12 protein-coding genes are annotated in these 15,568 nt (G+C 65.5%); 4 read left to right on the top strand and 8 right to left on the bottom strand.

What is annotated here, in order from left to right; all coding sequences use genetic code 11:
* Positions 1–174: 174 nt before the first annotated feature.
* Positions 175–990 (bottom strand): hypothetical protein, encoded by an 816-nt coding sequence (locus A4H34_RS02205; RefSeq protein ID WP_064230919.1) that lies wholly within the window; start codon positions 988–990, stop codon positions 175–177.
* Positions 991–1,547: 557 nt separating this feature from the next.
* Between A4H34_RS02205 and A4H34_RS02215 the strand changes: the two genes are divergently transcribed.
* Positions 1,548–3,554 carry an ABC transporter transmembrane domain-containing protein gene (locus tag A4H34_RS02215; RefSeq protein WP_064230921.1) on the top strand — a complete coding sequence of 669 codons (2,007 nt, stop codon included), beginning with the start codon at positions 1,548–1,550 and terminating at the stop codon, positions 3,552–3,554.
* Positions 3,551–5,518: an ABC transporter ATP-binding protein gene (locus A4H34_RS11340; protein WP_064230922.1), complete on the top strand. Its 1,968-nt coding sequence runs from the start codon at positions 3,551–3,553 to the stop codon at positions 5,516–5,518. Before A4H34_RS02215 ends, A4H34_RS11340 begins: the two co-directional genes overlap by 4 nt.
* Positions 5,519–5,658: 140 nt before the next feature.
* Here A4H34_RS11340 and A4H34_RS02225 read toward each other — a convergent pair whose 3' ends face one another.
* Both A4H34_RS02225 and A4H34_RS02230 read right to left on the bottom strand, forming a co-directional pair.
* Positions 5,659–6,657, bottom strand: coding sequence for a DsbA family protein (locus tag A4H34_RS02225; protein WP_064230923.1), 999 nt, complete (start codon positions 6,655–6,657; stop codon positions 5,659–5,661).
* Positions 6,658–6,659: 2 nt separating this feature from the next.
* A complete protein-coding gene (locus A4H34_RS02230) occupies positions 6,660–7,568 on the bottom strand; it encodes a macro domain-containing protein (RefSeq protein WP_009198015.1) in 909 nt (302 codons plus the stop codon).
* Positions 7,569–7,708: 140 nt separating this feature from the next.
* On the opposite strand from A4H34_RS02230, the gene A4H34_RS02235 reads away from it, so the two are divergent.
* Positions 7,709–8,587 carry a ribonuclease H family protein gene (locus A4H34_RS02235; RefSeq protein WP_064230924.1) on the top strand — a complete coding sequence of 293 codons (879 nt, stop codon included), beginning with the start codon at positions 7,709–7,711 and terminating at the stop codon, positions 8,585–8,587.
* Between the two features lie 95 nt (positions 8,588–8,682).
* Here the strand turns inward: A4H34_RS02235 and A4H34_RS02240 are convergent, their stop codons facing one another.
* The 5 genes from A4H34_RS02240 to A4H34_RS02260 all read right to left on the bottom strand — a co-directional run bounded on the left by A4H34_RS02240 (position 8,683) and on the right by A4H34_RS02260 (position 12,990).
* Entirely contained in the window at positions 8,683–9,633 is a 951-nt protein-coding gene (locus A4H34_RS02240) for a DsbA family protein (RefSeq protein ID WP_064230925.1), read from the bottom strand.
* A 92-nt stretch (positions 9,634–9,725) separates the two neighbouring features.
* Positions 9,726–10,397: an ABC transporter permease gene (locus tag A4H34_RS02245; protein WP_156510215.1), complete on the bottom strand. Its 672-nt coding sequence runs from the start codon at positions 10,395–10,397 to the stop codon at positions 9,726–9,728.
* 92 nt (positions 10,398–10,489) lie between these two features.
* Entirely contained in the window at positions 10,490–11,827 is a 1,338-nt protein-coding gene (locus A4H34_RS10575; RefSeq protein WP_082903004.1) for an ATP-binding cassette domain-containing protein, read from the bottom strand.
* Positions 11,820–12,662 carry a hypothetical protein gene (locus A4H34_RS02255; RefSeq protein WP_064230927.1) on the bottom strand — a complete coding sequence of 281 codons (843 nt, stop codon included), beginning with the start codon at positions 12,660–12,662 and terminating at the stop codon, positions 11,820–11,822. The genes A4H34_RS10575 and A4H34_RS02255 overlap by 8 nt, the downstream gene beginning before the upstream one ends.
* Positions 12,649–12,990 (bottom strand): PadR family transcriptional regulator, encoded by a 342-nt coding sequence (locus A4H34_RS02260; RefSeq protein WP_064230928.1) that lies wholly within the window; start codon positions 12,988–12,990, stop codon positions 12,649–12,651. Before A4H34_RS02260 ends, A4H34_RS02255 begins: the two co-directional genes overlap by 14 nt.
* 255 nt (positions 12,991–13,245) lie before the next feature.
* Here A4H34_RS02260 and A4H34_RS02265 point away from each other — a divergent pair, with 255 nt between their 5' ends.
* Positions 13,246–15,495, top strand: a complete 2,250-nt coding sequence (locus tag A4H34_RS02265; protein WP_064230929.1) for a S9 family peptidase — start codon at positions 13,246–13,248, stop codon at positions 15,493–15,495.
* Positions 15,496–15,568 lie beyond the last annotated feature (73 nt).

Below are 15,568 nucleotides of genomic sequence, written 5' to 3' on the forward strand. Positions count from 1 at the left end.
GACTAGGCCTTCCGTTTGCGGATAAGATGACAGGCACCGACCCGGTTAGGAGGTGCAGCAGTGATCACCAGGGTCGACGTCGCCCCCGAGGTGCTCTGCTGGGCACGTCCGAGCCCTTCCGGGACGGCGGGGCGCTTGCATCGGCGGCCCCGCCGTCCGGTTTCTGCTACGCGCTCAAAGCGCCTTGAAGATGCCCGTGAAGGGGACTGAGACCGTCGGGGCAGTCTTGTCCTCAGCCGGGCGGAAGTTCACGAATCCTCCCAGCGGAGCGGTCTTGGAGCCGCCGCGAAGCACGTACTCGTAGAGGCTGTAGCTCGGATCGCTGATGGAAACGGTCACGGTCCGCTCGCCGTGCGCGGGCACCCTCACGCCGTAAATCGCTCTTCCGTCCACGCTGAAGGACGTCCTGAGGCGGGGGTTCGCCCACTTTCCTCCCTCGCCGCCGAGCTTCAGGAGGGTGAACCCGCTGAAGCCGAGGTACTGCGAACGGCTCCCGACGTTGTGCAGACGGACCGTGAATTTCCAGTAGCCGTCGGCAAACTCCGCCCGCGCTGCGAGATTCGAGGGGTCTGAGGCGCCGTCGACAGTCGCGTAAAGCTTAGTCTTGGCGGCGGCGTCGGCGTCAGTCTTGCCGTAGCCCTGCACTTGCGGGGCGACGAGGGCAAGGGAGCGCCCGTCGTTCGTCCGGGCAGGCGCCGACGTCCCCTGGAGAAGCAGGCGCACGAGGTTCTCTTTCTCCTGCGCGGAGCGCGAGGCGAAAGCGGGGTCGGATTGCACGCGTTGGCGCACGCGGGCGACGTCGGCGGCCGAAGGGGAGAAGGGCACGTTTTCAGCCGACGTCGGAGCGGCTTGCGCTGCGGACGCCGCCGCCTGCGCCGCCGGGGACGGCGTCGACGCATCGTCGGCCAAAGACGCCGACATCGGCAAGAAAGCCGAGACGGCAACCGCCGCAAAGGCGACGAAACGTCGGGGGGTTCGGATTGTTGACATGCATGCCTCGCATTCATCGTGAGCGCAGCGGCGCTCGGTTTCGGAGCCACGAGCTTTCAGGGAAAGTGACCCTCCACTTGATGGTAACAATTTCAACTACCGAATGGAAATAAAGAATTAAAGTAAATTTTGCGAAGCTTCTTTCGCGGGGCGTCGGACGTTTTCGGGCCGAGGACGCGCCTTAGGTGCGGACGTGCCTTCCGGATGGGACGCGTTGCGGGCTCGGACGTGCCTTCCGGATGGGACGCGCCGCGGGCGCGGACGCGCCCTCTCGGGAGTTGAAAGCCGTTGGCAGCGCGGGCGCCGTTCCTGAAGGCGAGGCCGCCGCCTCGTTTCCCGAGAAGAGTGGAAATTTCCGCAGAAAAGCGGAGAGCGTCCCCGGATGGGCAAGAAGCTTGCCCAACGGTGTGCGAATCGGCGAATTCCTGTGGTAATGTCTCAGGCTATGAATAACTTTCGTTGATTAGCTGCGCCGCGACGTCCATTCCGCGGCGACATGACCTCACCCCAGTCAGAGCTATACGCGGGGCGCTCAGTCCTGCCTACGAAAGACAACAATGGCATCCCATTCTCATCGCATATACATCGCCCCCATGCCCAGGCGCTTGCCGCGCTTCATGAGGGAAGACACCTCGGAGCCAGACCGCGTCCCGGCAACGCCGTCGGGCATCATGCGCAAGGCGTTCCGAGACACATGGAAAATCAACCTCGTCTATACGGCGATGGTCTGCATCGCCTCGGTCTGCGCCGCCCTCATTCCCTGGGCGCTCGGCAAAGTGCTCGATTCGGGGCTGGAAAACGGGTTGACCCCGGAGATCCTTCCCGGCGTCGGCCTGTTCGTCGGCCTCGTCCTCCTCAACTCCGTCACAAGCGTGTCCGAAGTGATGGAAATCGTCATTGCCATGCGGGCGGCGTGGAACCCCGCGCGGCGACTCATGCGCGTCGTATTCGGCCGGCGAACCGACGTCGGCCGCGACATGGCCTCCGGCGACATCGTCACGGCGATGACGGTGGACGCCGAGAGAGTCGGTTCGTTCACCGCTTATCTGCCGTCCGTCGTCGGATCGTTCCTCGGCTTCGCCGCGGTCGTGGCCCTCATGATCGGCATATCCGTGCCTTTGGGGCTCTTCGTCGCCGTCGGGATGCCGATTCTCATGGCCGTCACCAGCTGGATGGTCAAGCCATTCGAGGCGCGGGTGGCCGAGCAGCGGGAGGAATCGGGGATTCTCACCTCGATCGCCTCCGACGGAATCGCCGGATTGCGCGTCATGCGCGGCGTGGGAGGCGCCGACCTTTACAACGAGACCTACGCGGCGCAGTCCGCTCGGGTGCGCGACGCCGGCATCCGCGCCTCGAAGTACCGAGCGCGTCTGCGTGTGGTTTCGGAGGCCGGCCCGGCCTTCTTTACGGCGGTGGTGATCGGCCAAGGACTGTGGATGACGTACGACGGCGCAATCAGCCCCGGAGCGCTCGTGGCCTTCTACGGCTTCACCGCGTACTTGTCCATTCCCATTGAGGCCCTCATCGAAACGACGTACGTGGCCACTCGGGCATGGACGGGGGCGAAGAAGATGTCGCGCATCCTCGCGGCCAAGCGCCTCGCTTCCGACGCCCAGGCCGATCCCGGCCTCGCCGCGCCCGACTGGACGCGCGCGGCCTTGACCGACGCTGCGTCGGGGGTGCGGATCGGCCCGGGGAAGACGGTCGCCCTCGTATCGGGCTCTCCCGAGGATTCCGCCGCCCTCGCCGCGCGCCTGGCCCGAACCGACGACGCCGACGAAGTGTATGCCGACGGCGTCGATCTGCGCCGTCTCCGGCTGGCCGAGGTCAGGAAGAACATCGCCTACTCCGGCCCGATAGCCGAGCTGTACATGGGCACGCTCCGCTCGAATCTGCTCGGTCCGGACGCCGAGCCGATCGAGCCGCGCGCAGTGGCGGCGCAGGTTGCCGACGTCCTCGAGCCGGGCGGCGAGATTCGCCCGGTTCTCAGCGAGGAGCCGGGGGAGCGGCCGGTCGATGCCGGCCTGCTGCGCGCCCTCAACGCAGCCGACGGCGCCGACGTCCTCTCCTCGACTGAGGGAGGGCTTGACGGCCAGGTCGCCGAACGCGGCAGATCGATGTCCGGAGGCCAGCGCCAGCGAGCGGCGCTCGCTCGCGCGCTCGCGTTGGACGCGCCCGTCACGATCCTCGTCGAGCCGACCAGCGCCGTCGACTCGCACACGGAATCCCGGATCGCCGAGCGGCTGGCCGACTGCCGCGCTGGAAAGACGACAATCGTCGCCACCGTTTCGCCCCTTGTGCTCGGCCGATGCGACGAGGTCGTCTTCCTCGTCGACGGGAAAGAGGCCCTGCGTGGGACCCACCACGAGCTTTCGTCCCACCCGGAGTACCGGGCCGTGGTCCACCGCGGCGAAAGCGATGAGAGTGACAAAGGGCCAACCGCGCCGGACGCAAGATGCGAAGGCACAAGGGACGTCGGAGACGAGAAGGGCGGCGTTGACGGGAAGGTCGGCGTCGGCCTCGGCGAAGCCGACGCCGACCGCGAGAAGGGAGGTGCGAAATGAGGCTCCCGGTGGCCGGCACGCGCACCGCCATGCGCAAACTCCTCGGCCTCATCGCTGATCGCAAGGCCGAATTCGCGGTCGTTTTCGCGCTCCAGACTGCGCTCGCCGTCGTCGGCGTTGTCACGCCGATGGTCGTCGGCCGCGCCGTCGACGCCGTCGCCGCGGGAACGACGTCCTCCTACATCCGCAACGCGATCGTGTTCATCGCCGTCGTCGTGGTGGTTCAGGCCATTCTGGGGTACGCGGCAAGCCTGCGCGCCTACGTCTTCTCACAGAAGATTCTGGCCGTGCTGCGTGAGCGGGTCGTGAGGGCCGTGACCTCCCTTCCCCTCGGGACCGTCGAGGCCGCCGGCTCGGGCGATATGATCGGCCGCACCACGTATGACGTCGAGAGGGTCAGCTTCTTCATCGAAGGCGCTGTGAGTCGGCTGTTCATGACGGTCCTGACGATTGCCGCGACCCTTGTTGCGATCTTTGTGGCGGATCCTTTGCTCGGTGGGGTCGTGGTGCTGACCGCTGCGCCGATCTATTTCACGGTTCGCTTCTACGTCCGGCGCGGCATTCCGGCGTATCTTGCGGCTTCGGCCATCAGCGCGGGAATGTCCGGCGTTGCGTCGGAGACCGTGGAGCAGTCGACCACCGCCGACGCCATGCGGCTGGGGCGGGTGCGCGCCGAACGGATGGACACGCTCATTTACGAATACTGGCGCAACGAGGTCTACACCGGCTGGGTTCGGATGCTGTTCATCGTCATGAATCAGCTTGTCACCTATCTTCCCGTGGTCACCGGCCTTGCACTCGGCGGGTACATGATCGGAATCGGCCAAACGACGTACGGGACAGTCACAGCGATCGTCCTGTACGCGTCCCAGCTGCGCTATCCTCTGTGGACGTTCAGCTGGTGGGCCGACGAGTTCCAGTTCGCGATGGCCGCCTTTGCGAGGATCTTCGGCGTCGAAGAGGCGAGCGAAGCGGACGCCGGCGAAGAGTATGGTGAGAGCGGCACCGGCGAAGAGGCGGGCAAAGCGGGCGCCGGCGCAAGCAGCGCGCACGACACGGGCGAAAGCGGGGGCGGTGCAAGCAGCGCGCGTGACACGGGCGAAAGCGGGGGCGGTGCAAGCAGCGCGCGTGACACGGGCGAAAGCGGCCGTGAAGTCCGTGAAGAGCCAAACGCCGCCCGAGTCTCCGGTCCTGCCACGGGGGCGGAGGCGGCGGGACCGGATTCCTCCGGCGGGTTCGACGCCGCCTTGCACATCGAAGGCGTGCATTTTGCCTACCGCGACGGCCAGGAAGTGTTGCACGGCGTGACGCTGGACGTCGACGGCGGGGAGACCGTCGCGATCGTCGGTCCCTCCGGCGCCGGAAAATCGACGTTGGGGCGCTTGATCGCGGGAATCAACGCACCCGCGGCGGGGTCGGTGCGCATCGGACGGGCCGAAGTGTCCTCGATGCCGGAATCCGCCCTGCACACCGCCGTGGCCATGGTCACCCAGGAGCACCACGTGTTCCTCGGCAGCCTCGCCTACAACATGCGTTTGGCCAAGCGCGATGCGACGGACGAAGAGATTCGAAGCGCGCTGGAGGCGGTTGAGGCGACATGGGTGGACGATCTGGAAGACGGCCTCGAGACGAAGATCGGGTCGGGAGGGCTCGCCCTGACGCCGCCGCAGGCCCAGCAACTGGCCCTCGCCCGCATCGTTCTGCTCGATCCGGCGGTGCTGGTGCTCGACGAGGCGACCTCCCAGCTCAATCCGACGGAGGCTCGCTCGCTTGAGCGCGCGCTCGGCAGGGTCCTCAAGGGGCGCACCGTCGTCTCGATCGCGCACAGGCTGTACACCGCCCACGACGCCGACAGGGTCGCCGTCATGATCGACGGTCGCGTCGCCGAATACGGCAGCCACGACGAGCTGACGGCCCGCGGCGGCGAGTACGCAGCGCTGTGGAACGCCTGGCAGAGCGACTGAAAGGACGTCAAAGGACGTCGCAGCGACTGAACAGTGCGGGCGAAAATCTAGTCGGCGAAACTGAAGGGCCCTCTGTCGAGGGCCCTTCACCCTGCCGTTGGCTTATTGTTTGCCTGCAGGGGCTGTTTCAACGCTTGCCGTCACTGTTCCCTTGCCTGCAGCTCAATCGTGTTCTCGATGACCTGCGTGGGGGCGACTCCGGGAAGATAAGCGTCGCCGACCATGATTGCGGGGGTGCCGCTGAGTCCCAGGCCCTGGGCGAGCTGCTGCTCAGCAGAGGCTTCTTGTGCGACTTCGGGCGAGGCGTAGTCGGCCTTGAACTTGGCCATGTCCAGCCCGACCTTCTCCGCCACGGTCCGGACCGATGCGTCGGTGTATCGGGCGTGGTCCTGAGGGGAGGCCAGGTCTTTGTAGGCCGCGTCGGCGAACTCGAACAGCTTTCCCTGTTTCGCCGCGGCCAGCGCGGCGCGAGCCGGTTTGTCGGAACCGTACTGCTCGAAAATCACGAAGTTGTGCCACACCAGTTGGACTTTCCCGGATTTGGCCAGTTCTTCGAGCCTTTCCATGGATTGGGCGTGAAACTTCGCGCACATCGGACAAGAGAAATCCGTGAAAAGGTGGATCTTGACTTTTGCGTCGGCGGGGCCAAGCGTGCGGCCGGTGTTAGCGTAGGTCGGGATCTTGGATATGAGCTTTCGGCTCTCCTCGGAGACCGAGGGGATGTAGTCGTCCGTCGTCAGTCCTTTGGCCTTCGCGGCGGCCCTTTCTTTCTGCTGGAAGCTGTCGGGCAGAGAATGGCTCGACGACGCCTTGGCGCTGGCCTGCGAACTGTCGGTGTCCGCCGTTGCGTCGCTCTTCCCCTTGAGCACCACGAACGAAGCCACGAGGGCGACGGCCGCCAGCAAAGCGGTGACGACGACCGCCCATCCCGGCACCCCCTTGCTCGTTTTGACCGCAGAAAGGGAGTTCGCCGAGTTCAGTGCATTCAGGTCGACGCCTGGAATCTCGCGACTCGGCGGCGAGCCGAATCCGCCAGTGCTTCGGAATCCGCTTGGGTCCGGGGGATTGAGCGGACTCGAGGAGCCGGAGGGACGCGAATCGTCCGCTGCGTTGTTCTGGGGAGTGTCGGACCGGTCCATCGTCAGTCCTCCACCCAGCTTTCGAGGGCCTGCATGTACCCCTCGGCGTCGGCGTCCTCGAATATGTTGAAGACGACGAGCTCGATCACGTCCGTGCCGTGGTACTGGAGCCACTGGTTGACGGTGTCGAGGGCGATGTGGGTCGCCTCCTCGAAGGGGAAGTTGTTGCGGCCCGTCGAAAGCGCGCAGAAACTGACGTTGTGGATGTCGCCCTTTTCCAGGGCGAGGTCGAGGCACGAGGTGTAGCAGGCGGCGAGCTTTTCGCGATCTTCGTCCGTGATCTCGCCCCCGTTGAGGTGGGGGCCGAGTGTATGGAGGACGTATCGGGCGGGAAGGCGGTACCCGCGGGTGAGGACGGCGTCGCCGACCTCCTGATCTTTCCCCTGAATCTCGCGGATGACCGAGCAGTCGTTGCGAATCCAGGGGCCGCCCTGCCCTTGGATGTAGTTGTCGATGCACGGATGCAGGGGGTCTTTGCATCCCAGCAGATTCGGCATGGCGGCGTTGACGACGGCGTCGGCGGCCAACTCGCGGACGTCTCCTCGCCACATTGCCACGTTGCGAGCCGAACCGTAGTCGGACGCGGGCATCATGTCGGAAATGCGCATGAGATTTTCCGCCGTCGTGCGGCCCATGTGCGCCGAATGGCGGTAAAGGAGAAGGTTGATCGCGTCGGTGACTTCGTCGTCGATCGGCTCCGGGCCTCGAAGAACCAGCTCGTGGCGCAAAGCGAAGGCCAGCTCTTTCTGGGGGAAAATCGAAAGGTCGGGATCGATGCCCGGATAACGGCGGTTCTTCAGGCCTCCCAAGGCTACTCGCAGAAGGTCCAGATTGGAGCGGGGGTCGTCCACGGGTGTGGGAAAAGGTTCGTCTAGCCGAATCGCCTCGCGATATGCGGACAGGGGCAGCATGTTTCTCCTTCGCTGATCGCCAACGCAATCAATTTACCGTTCGGAGCTGGGAAAAGCACGAGGGCGACGGGCGAGTGCGCCTTTGTGCCTCGCCGCGGGCTATGCGTTCGCGCCGGCCAGGGCCCGGGTACCCTATTGGCATGGCCGAATGGATGACGATCGGCGAGCTCGCCGAGGAATGCCGCGCAGACGTCTACGCTCTGCGCGAAGCGCTGGAGCTGCTTGGACTTTTCGACGTCGGAGAGCCCACTCCGCTTGCGGTCAGGCATTCGCTCGCCACGCCCGAGGTCGACGACGGCGGCCGGGCGATCTCGCTCTGGCACGCAGACGCGGTCACTCTGGCCAGAGCCGTCCTTTCCGGGGGGCAGTTCGGCGATGCGTCGGCGTCGTACGGCCCGTCCGCCTCCGAAGACGCCGAGCCTGAATACGTGCAGGGCGATCTCTTCGACGTCGAAGCAGAAATCGAAACCGTCGGAGAAGGAGACGCGGGCGGGCCGGCTGCCGGTGGGGCGGGTGGAACGTCTGCGCGGAAGGAAGCCGCGGGAAACGTGGGCGCGGGCCCGATCGGAAGAATCGTCGAAGGTTTCGATGCGATCGTCGCCACAGACGGGGCCTGTTCCGGCAATCCCGGGCCGGGCGGATGGGCATGGGTCGAGCAGGTGACCGGCGAGCGCGACTGCGGAGGGGCTGCGCATACGACCAATAACGCAATGGAACTGACGGCGCTCGTGCGCGCGCTCGAGCATGTGGGGCCCCAACCGGACTTGCTCATGCGCATCGATTCGCAGTACGCCATCAAGGCCATGACGGTGTGGGCGAAGGCGTGGAGGCGGAAGGGCTGGCGCAAGTCCGACGGCGCGCCCGTCGCCAATCGGGACCTTGTGGAGCGGCTTTTGGAGCTTTACGAGGGCAGGCAGGGCCGGACCGAGGTCGAATGGGTGAAGGGGCATTCGGGCGACGCCGCGAACGAGCTCGTCGATTCCATGGCCGCCGCGCAGGCGGCGAGGCACCGGCGCTGAACGTCCCGCGCCATTGTGGGCGCGTCGGACATCGCCGAGGGAGCCGGGCAACGGGCGACGCCGCGGGCCAGCGTCTCACAAAGAAGACGGGCGCCTCACAAAGAAAAGCGCCTGGCTTGCGGCGGGTGTTCGCTGTCGCTGAGTGCCGCGGCCGCTTCAAGCATCGCTTCGGCGAAGACTTCTGGCGACTGGGCTCCGACGAGCATCGCGCGTGCGCCGACGACTGTGAGGGGAAGCCCGCGGATCCGCAGCCGTTTGGCGTCCGCAACGTCCCGATCGACGGCGGCCTCCCACTCGCCGATTTCCAAACGCCTCTCGAGAGTCGACAGGTCCGACGTCGCGAGTCCCGCGATCCGGCCAATCGTTCTCGGAGAGGGCTCAATTGCGTCCCCTTCTAAGGGGGTTTGATCGGCGTCTAAGGCGCCTTGATGGGCCTGGCCGCGGCCCCTTGGGGGAGCGTCCTCGGAGTGGACGAGACTGCCGGGTTGCACGCCCTTTTGAAGCCGGAGTTCACTGCCGGTCTGAACGGCGGCTTGGGTGAGACTGCCGGCTGGAGCCCCGGAGCCCGAGACTTTGTCGACGCCTAGGAACCAGTCGTCTAGGCGGATCACTGCTTCGAGGGCGCGGCGAGCGCCGTCGGCCGGGTCTTTCGCGTTTTCACGAACGGCGTGGACGATGCGATGCGTCAGGCGGCGCAAGGGTTTTGTGGGCGGGCGGCGAAGCCTTTCCTTCGCGATGGGGATTCCCTCGCTCGCGGCGATGGCCGCAATGGCCTCTGCGCTCGTCTCGGGCAAGGGATCGCCTGGAGAAAGAAACGAGTGGACGTCGACGACGACTTCGGGGAGAGCGGCGCCGGAGGCGGAGCTGCGAGCCTCGTCGTGTCCTGCGCTTGCGAAGTCGCGTCCCGCACGGAAGTCGCGTCCCGCACGTGAGAGGTTGCGCTGTGCGCGCGCGAGGTCGATTCCCCGCAAGAGGCGACCGAGCCCGATTCTGCTCCATGGGTCGGCGATGTCGTGCCAGATGTCGATCAGCAGGCGGGCGCTCATGGCGAAGGTGTGTTGACGGCGTGTCGGCGCAGATTGGCCAGGGCGCCGCCAATCGATCCGGGGTTGTCAGATTGTTCAAAGTTCAAGTCTGGTCAGAGCTCCCGTCTCGCGAAAGACTTCGCCCCTAAAACAACGACGAGGACCATGAGTGCGAGGCTCGTAGCGAAGGGAACGGCGATCGCCGCGGCTCCCACGGTCTTCCCCTCGGCAAATGACGAAGGCAGGGTCAAAAGGCCGGCAGGCGAGTTCTCCGCGATGGGCTCAAATGCGGAACCGATCATTGTGAGCAGCAGGGAGCCGACTCCGATTCCGGCGGCCGCGAGGGTCGAGCCTGTCAGAGACGACATGGCCACTGTCACGGCGAGGAAGAAGCATGCGCATGCGAACCATGTCGCGGTCGCCTCCGCGAGAGGGGCGACGGGGGCTTTTCTGTAGAAGCCGAACGTCGCTGCCCACACAACCGCCATTCCTGCGACAGACGCGGATGCGAGCACGGCGATTCTGGCCACGAGGGCTGCAAGGGGCTGTGAAGCGCGCGAAACTGGACGCACAGCCAACAATTGGGCGCGGCCGCTGGAGACGAGGGAGGATGTGGCCCCCGCCCCGGTGAAAATGACGACGAACATGACCGTTTGCGCCAGGTTCTTGGTCCACTGATTGTAAGCTTCGTGCCAATTCGGCTCGGGCATCGCTTTGCGAACGGCGTCGCCCATCATCGATCCGACGATGTCCGGGGCGAACCTCGAAAGGACTACGGATGTCACGCCAAAGAGACAAAGAACGGTCGGCAGGACGTAGCGGTGCCACGTTCTCCAAACCGCGTAGAGCTCGTGTTTGCACAGAATCGAGAAGCCAGTCATTTTCCCTCCGTCAAAGCTGTGAATACGTCTTCGAGGCTCGGTTCCAGCGGCGTGAGCGCAGAGAGGTCCCATCCTCCGCGGGCCATCAGCGCGGGAAGGGAGCGGGCGGCCGCCGAAGCGTCGGAAACGACCACGATGAAGTCGGCGCCCTCTCGGCGGACCCCGGCGCACCAAGGTTCTGCTTTGAGGGCCTGGGCCAGCCGGTCGCCCCCCGTGGAGACGAGGAGCAGGGAATGGTCTCCCGCGCGCTCGCGCAACTGCGAAATTGTGGATGCGGCGACCGCTTTTCCTTCACGCAGGACGACGGCGTGAGTGCATACCCGCTGCACCTCTTCCAGATTGTGCGACGACAAGATGATCGTCGCATGCTCGGCCAGCTGTGCGATGAGCCGGAGAACGGCCCGCCGTCCCGCGGGATCCAGGGCCGACGTCGGCTCGTCGAGGACGATGAGGTCGGGATTGCCGACCAGCGCTTGGGCGAGGCCGAGACGCTGCCGCATGCCGCGCGAGTAGCCTCCGATGCGCTGGCTCACCCCCGCCAGCTCGGCCAGTTCGAGCAAGGACGCAATCCGACTGCGCCGTTCGACCGCCGGCACCCCGGCCAAATCCGCGCTGGCCTCCAGGTATTCGCGGGCGCTCATCCACGCGGGATAGGCGGGGACGTCGGGAAGGTATCCGAGTCGGCGCCGCACAGCCAGGCTCCCCGCTGGATCGCCGAGAATGCGGACGTCGCCGGCATCCGCGCGAGCGAGTCCCAGGAGAATGCGGATGGCTGTCGTCTTCCCGGCTCCATTGGGACCCAAAAGCGCGCAAACGGACCCCGCGGGGATTTGAAAGCTCACATCGTCCAAAGCCAGTTTGTCCCCGAAGGCCCTTGAAACGTTGCGGAACTCGACTGCGTTGCCGGCCGGCGCCCCGGTTTTTACGTTCGCCGGCCTGAATTCCCACGCGGAAGGGCCGCTGCCGCCCGCCGGAAAGGCTCCGGCTCCATCGGTGTTTCCGCCGCCTTTGGGGCTTTCGTCGTCCCCAATCCGCCACTCGTCGTCTTGTTTGGCCTGGGCGGCCCACGCTCGTTCGCGTTTCTGCCAGGTCGCGCTTTGGCGGCGGGCGATGAAAAAGGCGATCGGCCCGGCAGTCGAGACGAAGAGGCAAATGAGAAGCCAGGCGATCTTTCCCGGCTGCGGCATCGACTCCGCATCCGTGCGGCTCCAGACCGCCAAGGCCGCCGCCATAAGAAGGAAATTGAGAACTATGAGCGCGATGATGAGTTTTTGCACTCCCGGGGACAATTCGCCCCAGGAGGTCGAGGCTCCGATTGCTGCGATCTTACCCATCCTGCTTCTCCTCGAACTGTTCGTGGACCCGTCCGTGAACTCGGGCCAGGCCGGCCCGAGTGGCGAAGAGCAGGGTTCCTCCTTCGACTGCGAGGAGGAAGCCGATGCTCAACGGAAAATAGAGGGGGTGGATGCGCCCCTTCTTCAGGGCGAACGAAGATCCGGCTGTGAGGAGAAAGGCGGTGTTCGCGGCCAAGGCTTGGGAGCTCTGCACGAGCAGGTTCGCGCGATTCGACGTGGGGGCGACTAGAGAAAGAAGGCTCACCAAGGAGCTGAGGCCGGTTATCGCGAGGCCGCCCGCCTTCGACGGCCAGGTTTTCTTCACCTTTCCGCTGAAGCCAATCCTTGTAGGTATGCGCAAACGCCGTCGGTGGACGAGCATGCCGACGGCGGCGGTCGCTGCCGTCAGGGCAAACGGCCCCCAGCGCAGAGCGCCGATGACGCGTTGCGGAATCGCGTCGAGCACCGCGGGATCGACGTCGTCCTCGCGGAGCAATCCCAGTTTGACGGCGATCGCTCCCAAATTGAGGTCCGTGGAATTCAGTTGCAAGATCGAACACCGCGAGGACCTTTGCTTGCCGGCGAAGAGCTTCGGAATGTCGGGGCTCCATATCGTCGCGCGCTGCGCATCCTCCGATCCGGCGAGAGCGTCGGAGATCTCCCGTGCGAGGGAGGTCGGCGAGCCGAAGGATTCGGGCCGAATTCCCTCCGACATCAATTCGTCGAGCTCGGTGAGCATCGTCTCCCGGCGTTTGACGGGAATGTTCGCTTCGGCGAGTTCGTGCGCCAGCTCTTCAAGGAACTTTTCTTCGAGCGGCGTGTCACTGTGAGTCATCAGCGTCTCCTAGTATCGAGTTCATGGCCGTGGCCAAAGTTCGCCACGCTGCGGTTTGTGCGACGAGGGCTTTCCGCCCTTTTGCCGTGATGCTGTAGTACTTGCGCGGAGGGCCTCCGCGCACGGAGGGCTCCCACGCAGCCGCGACTCGGCCCGTGCGGGCCAGCCGCGTCAGCATGGGGTAGACAGTTCCCGAATTTGCGGCCAACCCTTCGATCTCAGCAAGCGCCGAAATGATTTGGGCGCCGTACATGGGCGCAGGCGCGAGCATCGCCAGAGCTGCCAGTTCCAGGACGCCTTTGCGCAGCTGGGTCGCCTCATCGGCCATCGTTCCGTTCCTCCTTTGCGGGCATTGCCAGTATATAGGCATAACCGACTAGTTTGCAATGCCGAGTAGATGCGGGTCTGGCTGACCGGCCCGTGCTTATCGCCGTGCGGCCTGCATGCGGGCGGCTGTCGATGGCGGTGCGGGGTCGAGGGGACGAATCTGCCTTGCGGCCTGCATGCGGGCGGCCTCCTCGGACGGCCGCCTCGAATGTGGACAGTCGCCCCCGTCCGGGCTCGCTCGGGTAGGCTAGAGCCCATGCCAGCACCGATCGCCAAGAAGATTCCGACGTCGCGGACGTTCCACGGAGATTCCTACGTCGACAACTACGAATGGCTGCGCGACAAGAAGAGCTACGACGTGCTCGGCCTCCTGGAAGCGGAGAACGAGTGGACGGCCGAACGCACCGCTCACCTTGAGCCGTTGCAGGAGGAGATCGTCCGCGAGATCGCTTCGCGAACGAAGGAGGACGACACTTCGATTCCCGTGAGGCGAGGCCGGTGGTGGTACGTCACGCGCACATGGGAGGGCAAGCAGTACCCCGCCACCTACAGGCTCCCCGTCGATCCGGAGGATCCGGCTCGCCGTCCGGCCTTCGACGGGCGGGAGCGCCTCGTCTGGGACGGCAACAGCCTTGCCGAGGGGGAGGAGTTTTTCGGCGTGTCGGGTTTCGTCCCGTCTCCCGACGGGCGTTTGGGCGCCTTGGGCGTCGATTTCACCGGAGACGAACACTTTCGGCTGCGCGTCTTCGACGTCGAGACGGGCGCGGTGGTCGACGACGCCGTCGACGGCCTCGGATACGGCCTGGCATGGACGGCCGACTCAAAGGCGATCGTCTACTCGCGCGTCGACGACTCGTGGCGCCAATGGCAGATCTGGCTCCACAGAATCGGCTCCCCGACGTGGGAGGATCGGCTGCTCTTCCAGGAAAACGACGGGCGTTTCAACGTCGGCCACTGGGCTTCCCGCGACGGGCGATGGATCGTCGTCCACTCGTCGTCGTCTTCGACCGCCGAGGCCCTTCTCTACGACGTCGCCGACATCGACGCTCCGCCGATCGTCGTGTGCCCGCGGCGTCAGGGGCTCGACTACTCCGTGGAGCCCGCCGAAGACCTGCTCCTGATCGTCCACAACGCCAATGTCGCCGACTTCGAGGTCGCGTACGCCCCGATCGGTCAGTCGGGGCCGGAAGAATGGACTCCCGTTCTCACGCCCGAGGCCGGCGAACGGATTCTCGGAGTCGATGCTTTTCGCGACTTCGCAGTGATTTCCATGCGTTCAGGGGGCCAGCCCCAGCTGCGGTCTATGCTGAGAACGGGGGCGCATGGGTCCTCCGGCGCAGTCGGTCAGTCGCCGGAGTGGGCCGGCCAGTCGCCGGAGTCGGCCGGTCAGTCGCCGGATCCGCTTGACGGCCGGGAGGGGCTCGAATCGGCCCGAACGGCGGAGGGAGAAGCGGGGCCTCGCGGGAAAAAGCGGGGAGAAGCGGAAACTTCGCCGTGGTCTGCCCCGGTCGTCGTCCCGTCGGAGGATCTCGCCTCCATCGAGGTGGACGAGAACTACGTGTGGGAGGCGAGCGACGTGGTGTATTCCCTCCAATCCGTCCTGACGCCGCCGACCCAATTTGCTTACTCCCCGGCGACGGGCGAGACGAAACTTCTCAAAGAGCTCGAGGTTCCGAACTACGACCGTTCGGCCTACGCCCAGGAAGGGGTGTGGGTCGAGACCGACGACGGCGCACTCGTGCCGATGACGGTGGTCCACCGAGTCGACGTCGCCCCGGACGGCAAGAATCCCGGATACATCTACGGCTACGGCTCATATGAGGTCTCGCTGGACCCGGTGTTCAGGGCCTCGTACATCTCAATTCTGCAGCGAGGAGTGGCAGTCGCCTTCGCCCACCCGCGCGGAGGCGGCGAGATGGGGCGGGAGTGGTATGAGAACGGACGCCTGCTCAAGAAGCGCAACACGTTCACCGATTTCATCGCGTGCGCCCGCTGGCTGCGCACGTCCGGCTGGGTGGCCGAGGGGTGTTTGGCCGCCGAAGGACGGTCCGCCGGCGGGCTGCTCATGGGGGCCGTCGCAAATCTGGCGCCGAGCGAGTTCAGGGCGATCCACGCCGGAGTGCCTTTCGTCGACACCCTCACCACCATCCTCAAGCCGGAACTGCCGCTGACGGTGGGGGAATGGGAAGAGTGGGGCAACCCGATCGAATCGCAGGAAGTCTACAGGTACATGCAGTCGTACTCGCCAACCGAGAACGTCGGCAGACGCAAGTATCCGGCCATTCTTGCCACCACCTCGCTCAACGACGTCCGCGTCTTCTACGTCGAGCCGACAAAGTGGGTCCAAATTCTGCGCGAGCGGGCCACGAACGACCCGATGGCGCGCCCGATTCTCGAGAAGATCGAGATGGTTGCCGGCCACGGAGGCAAATCCGGGCGTTACGACGCCTGGCGTGAGCGCGCCTTCGAAATCGCCTGGATGCTCGATCAGATCGACGCAGGATGACCACACGGCGATCTCGCATCGACGTCGCAGGACTCTCGCCGGGCCAAACCTTCGCGTTGCCCGAGTTGCCGTT

This window comes from Peptidiphaga gingivicola, from assembly GCF_001652275.1.
Classification (GTDB): Bacteria; Actinomycetota; Actinomycetes; order Actinomycetales; family Actinomycetaceae; genus Peptidiphaga; species Peptidiphaga gingivicola.

Excerpts from the sequence above, each read along its gene's own strand:
- A4H34_RS02205 (WP_064230919.1), bottom strand. The coding sequence starts at position 990 with ATGTCAACAATCCGAACCCCCCGACGTTTCGTCGCCTTTGCGGCGGTT.
- A4H34_RS02215 (WP_064230921.1), top strand. The coding sequence starts at position 1,548 with ATGGCATCCCATTCTCATCGCATATACATCGCCCCCATGCCCAGGCGC.
- A4H34_RS11340 (WP_064230922.1), top strand. The coding sequence starts at position 3,551 with ATGAGGCTCCCGGTGGCCGGCACGCGCACCGCCATGCGCAAACTCCTC.
- A4H34_RS02225 (WP_064230923.1), bottom strand. The coding sequence starts at position 6,657 with ATGGACCGGTCCGACACTCCCCAGAACAACGCAGCGGACGATTCGCGT.
- A4H34_RS02230 (WP_009198015.1), bottom strand. The coding sequence starts at position 7,568 with ATGCTGCCCCTGTCCGCATATCGCGAGGCGATTCGGCTAGACGAACCT.
- A4H34_RS02235 (WP_064230924.1), top strand. The coding sequence starts at position 7,709 with ATGGCCGAATGGATGACGATCGGCGAGCTCGCCGAGGAATGCCGCGCA.
- A4H34_RS02240 (WP_064230925.1), bottom strand. The coding sequence starts at position 9,633 with ATGAGCGCCCGCCTGCTGATCGACATCTGGCACGACATCGCCGACCCA.
- A4H34_RS10575 (WP_082903004.1), bottom strand. The coding sequence starts at position 11,827 with ATGGGTAAGATCGCAGCAATCGGAGCCTCGACCTCCTGGGGCGAATTG.
- A4H34_RS02255 (WP_064230927.1), bottom strand. The coding sequence starts at position 12,662 with ATGACTCACAGTGACACGCCGCTCGAAGAAAAGTTCCTTGAAGAGCTG.
- A4H34_RS02260 (WP_064230928.1), bottom strand. The coding sequence starts at position 12,990 with ATGGCCGATGAGGCGACCCAGCTGCGCAAAGGCGTCCTGGAACTGGCA.
- A4H34_RS02265 (WP_064230929.1), top strand. The coding sequence starts at position 13,246 with ATGCCAGCACCGATCGCCAAGAAGATTCCGACGTCGCGGACGTTCCAC.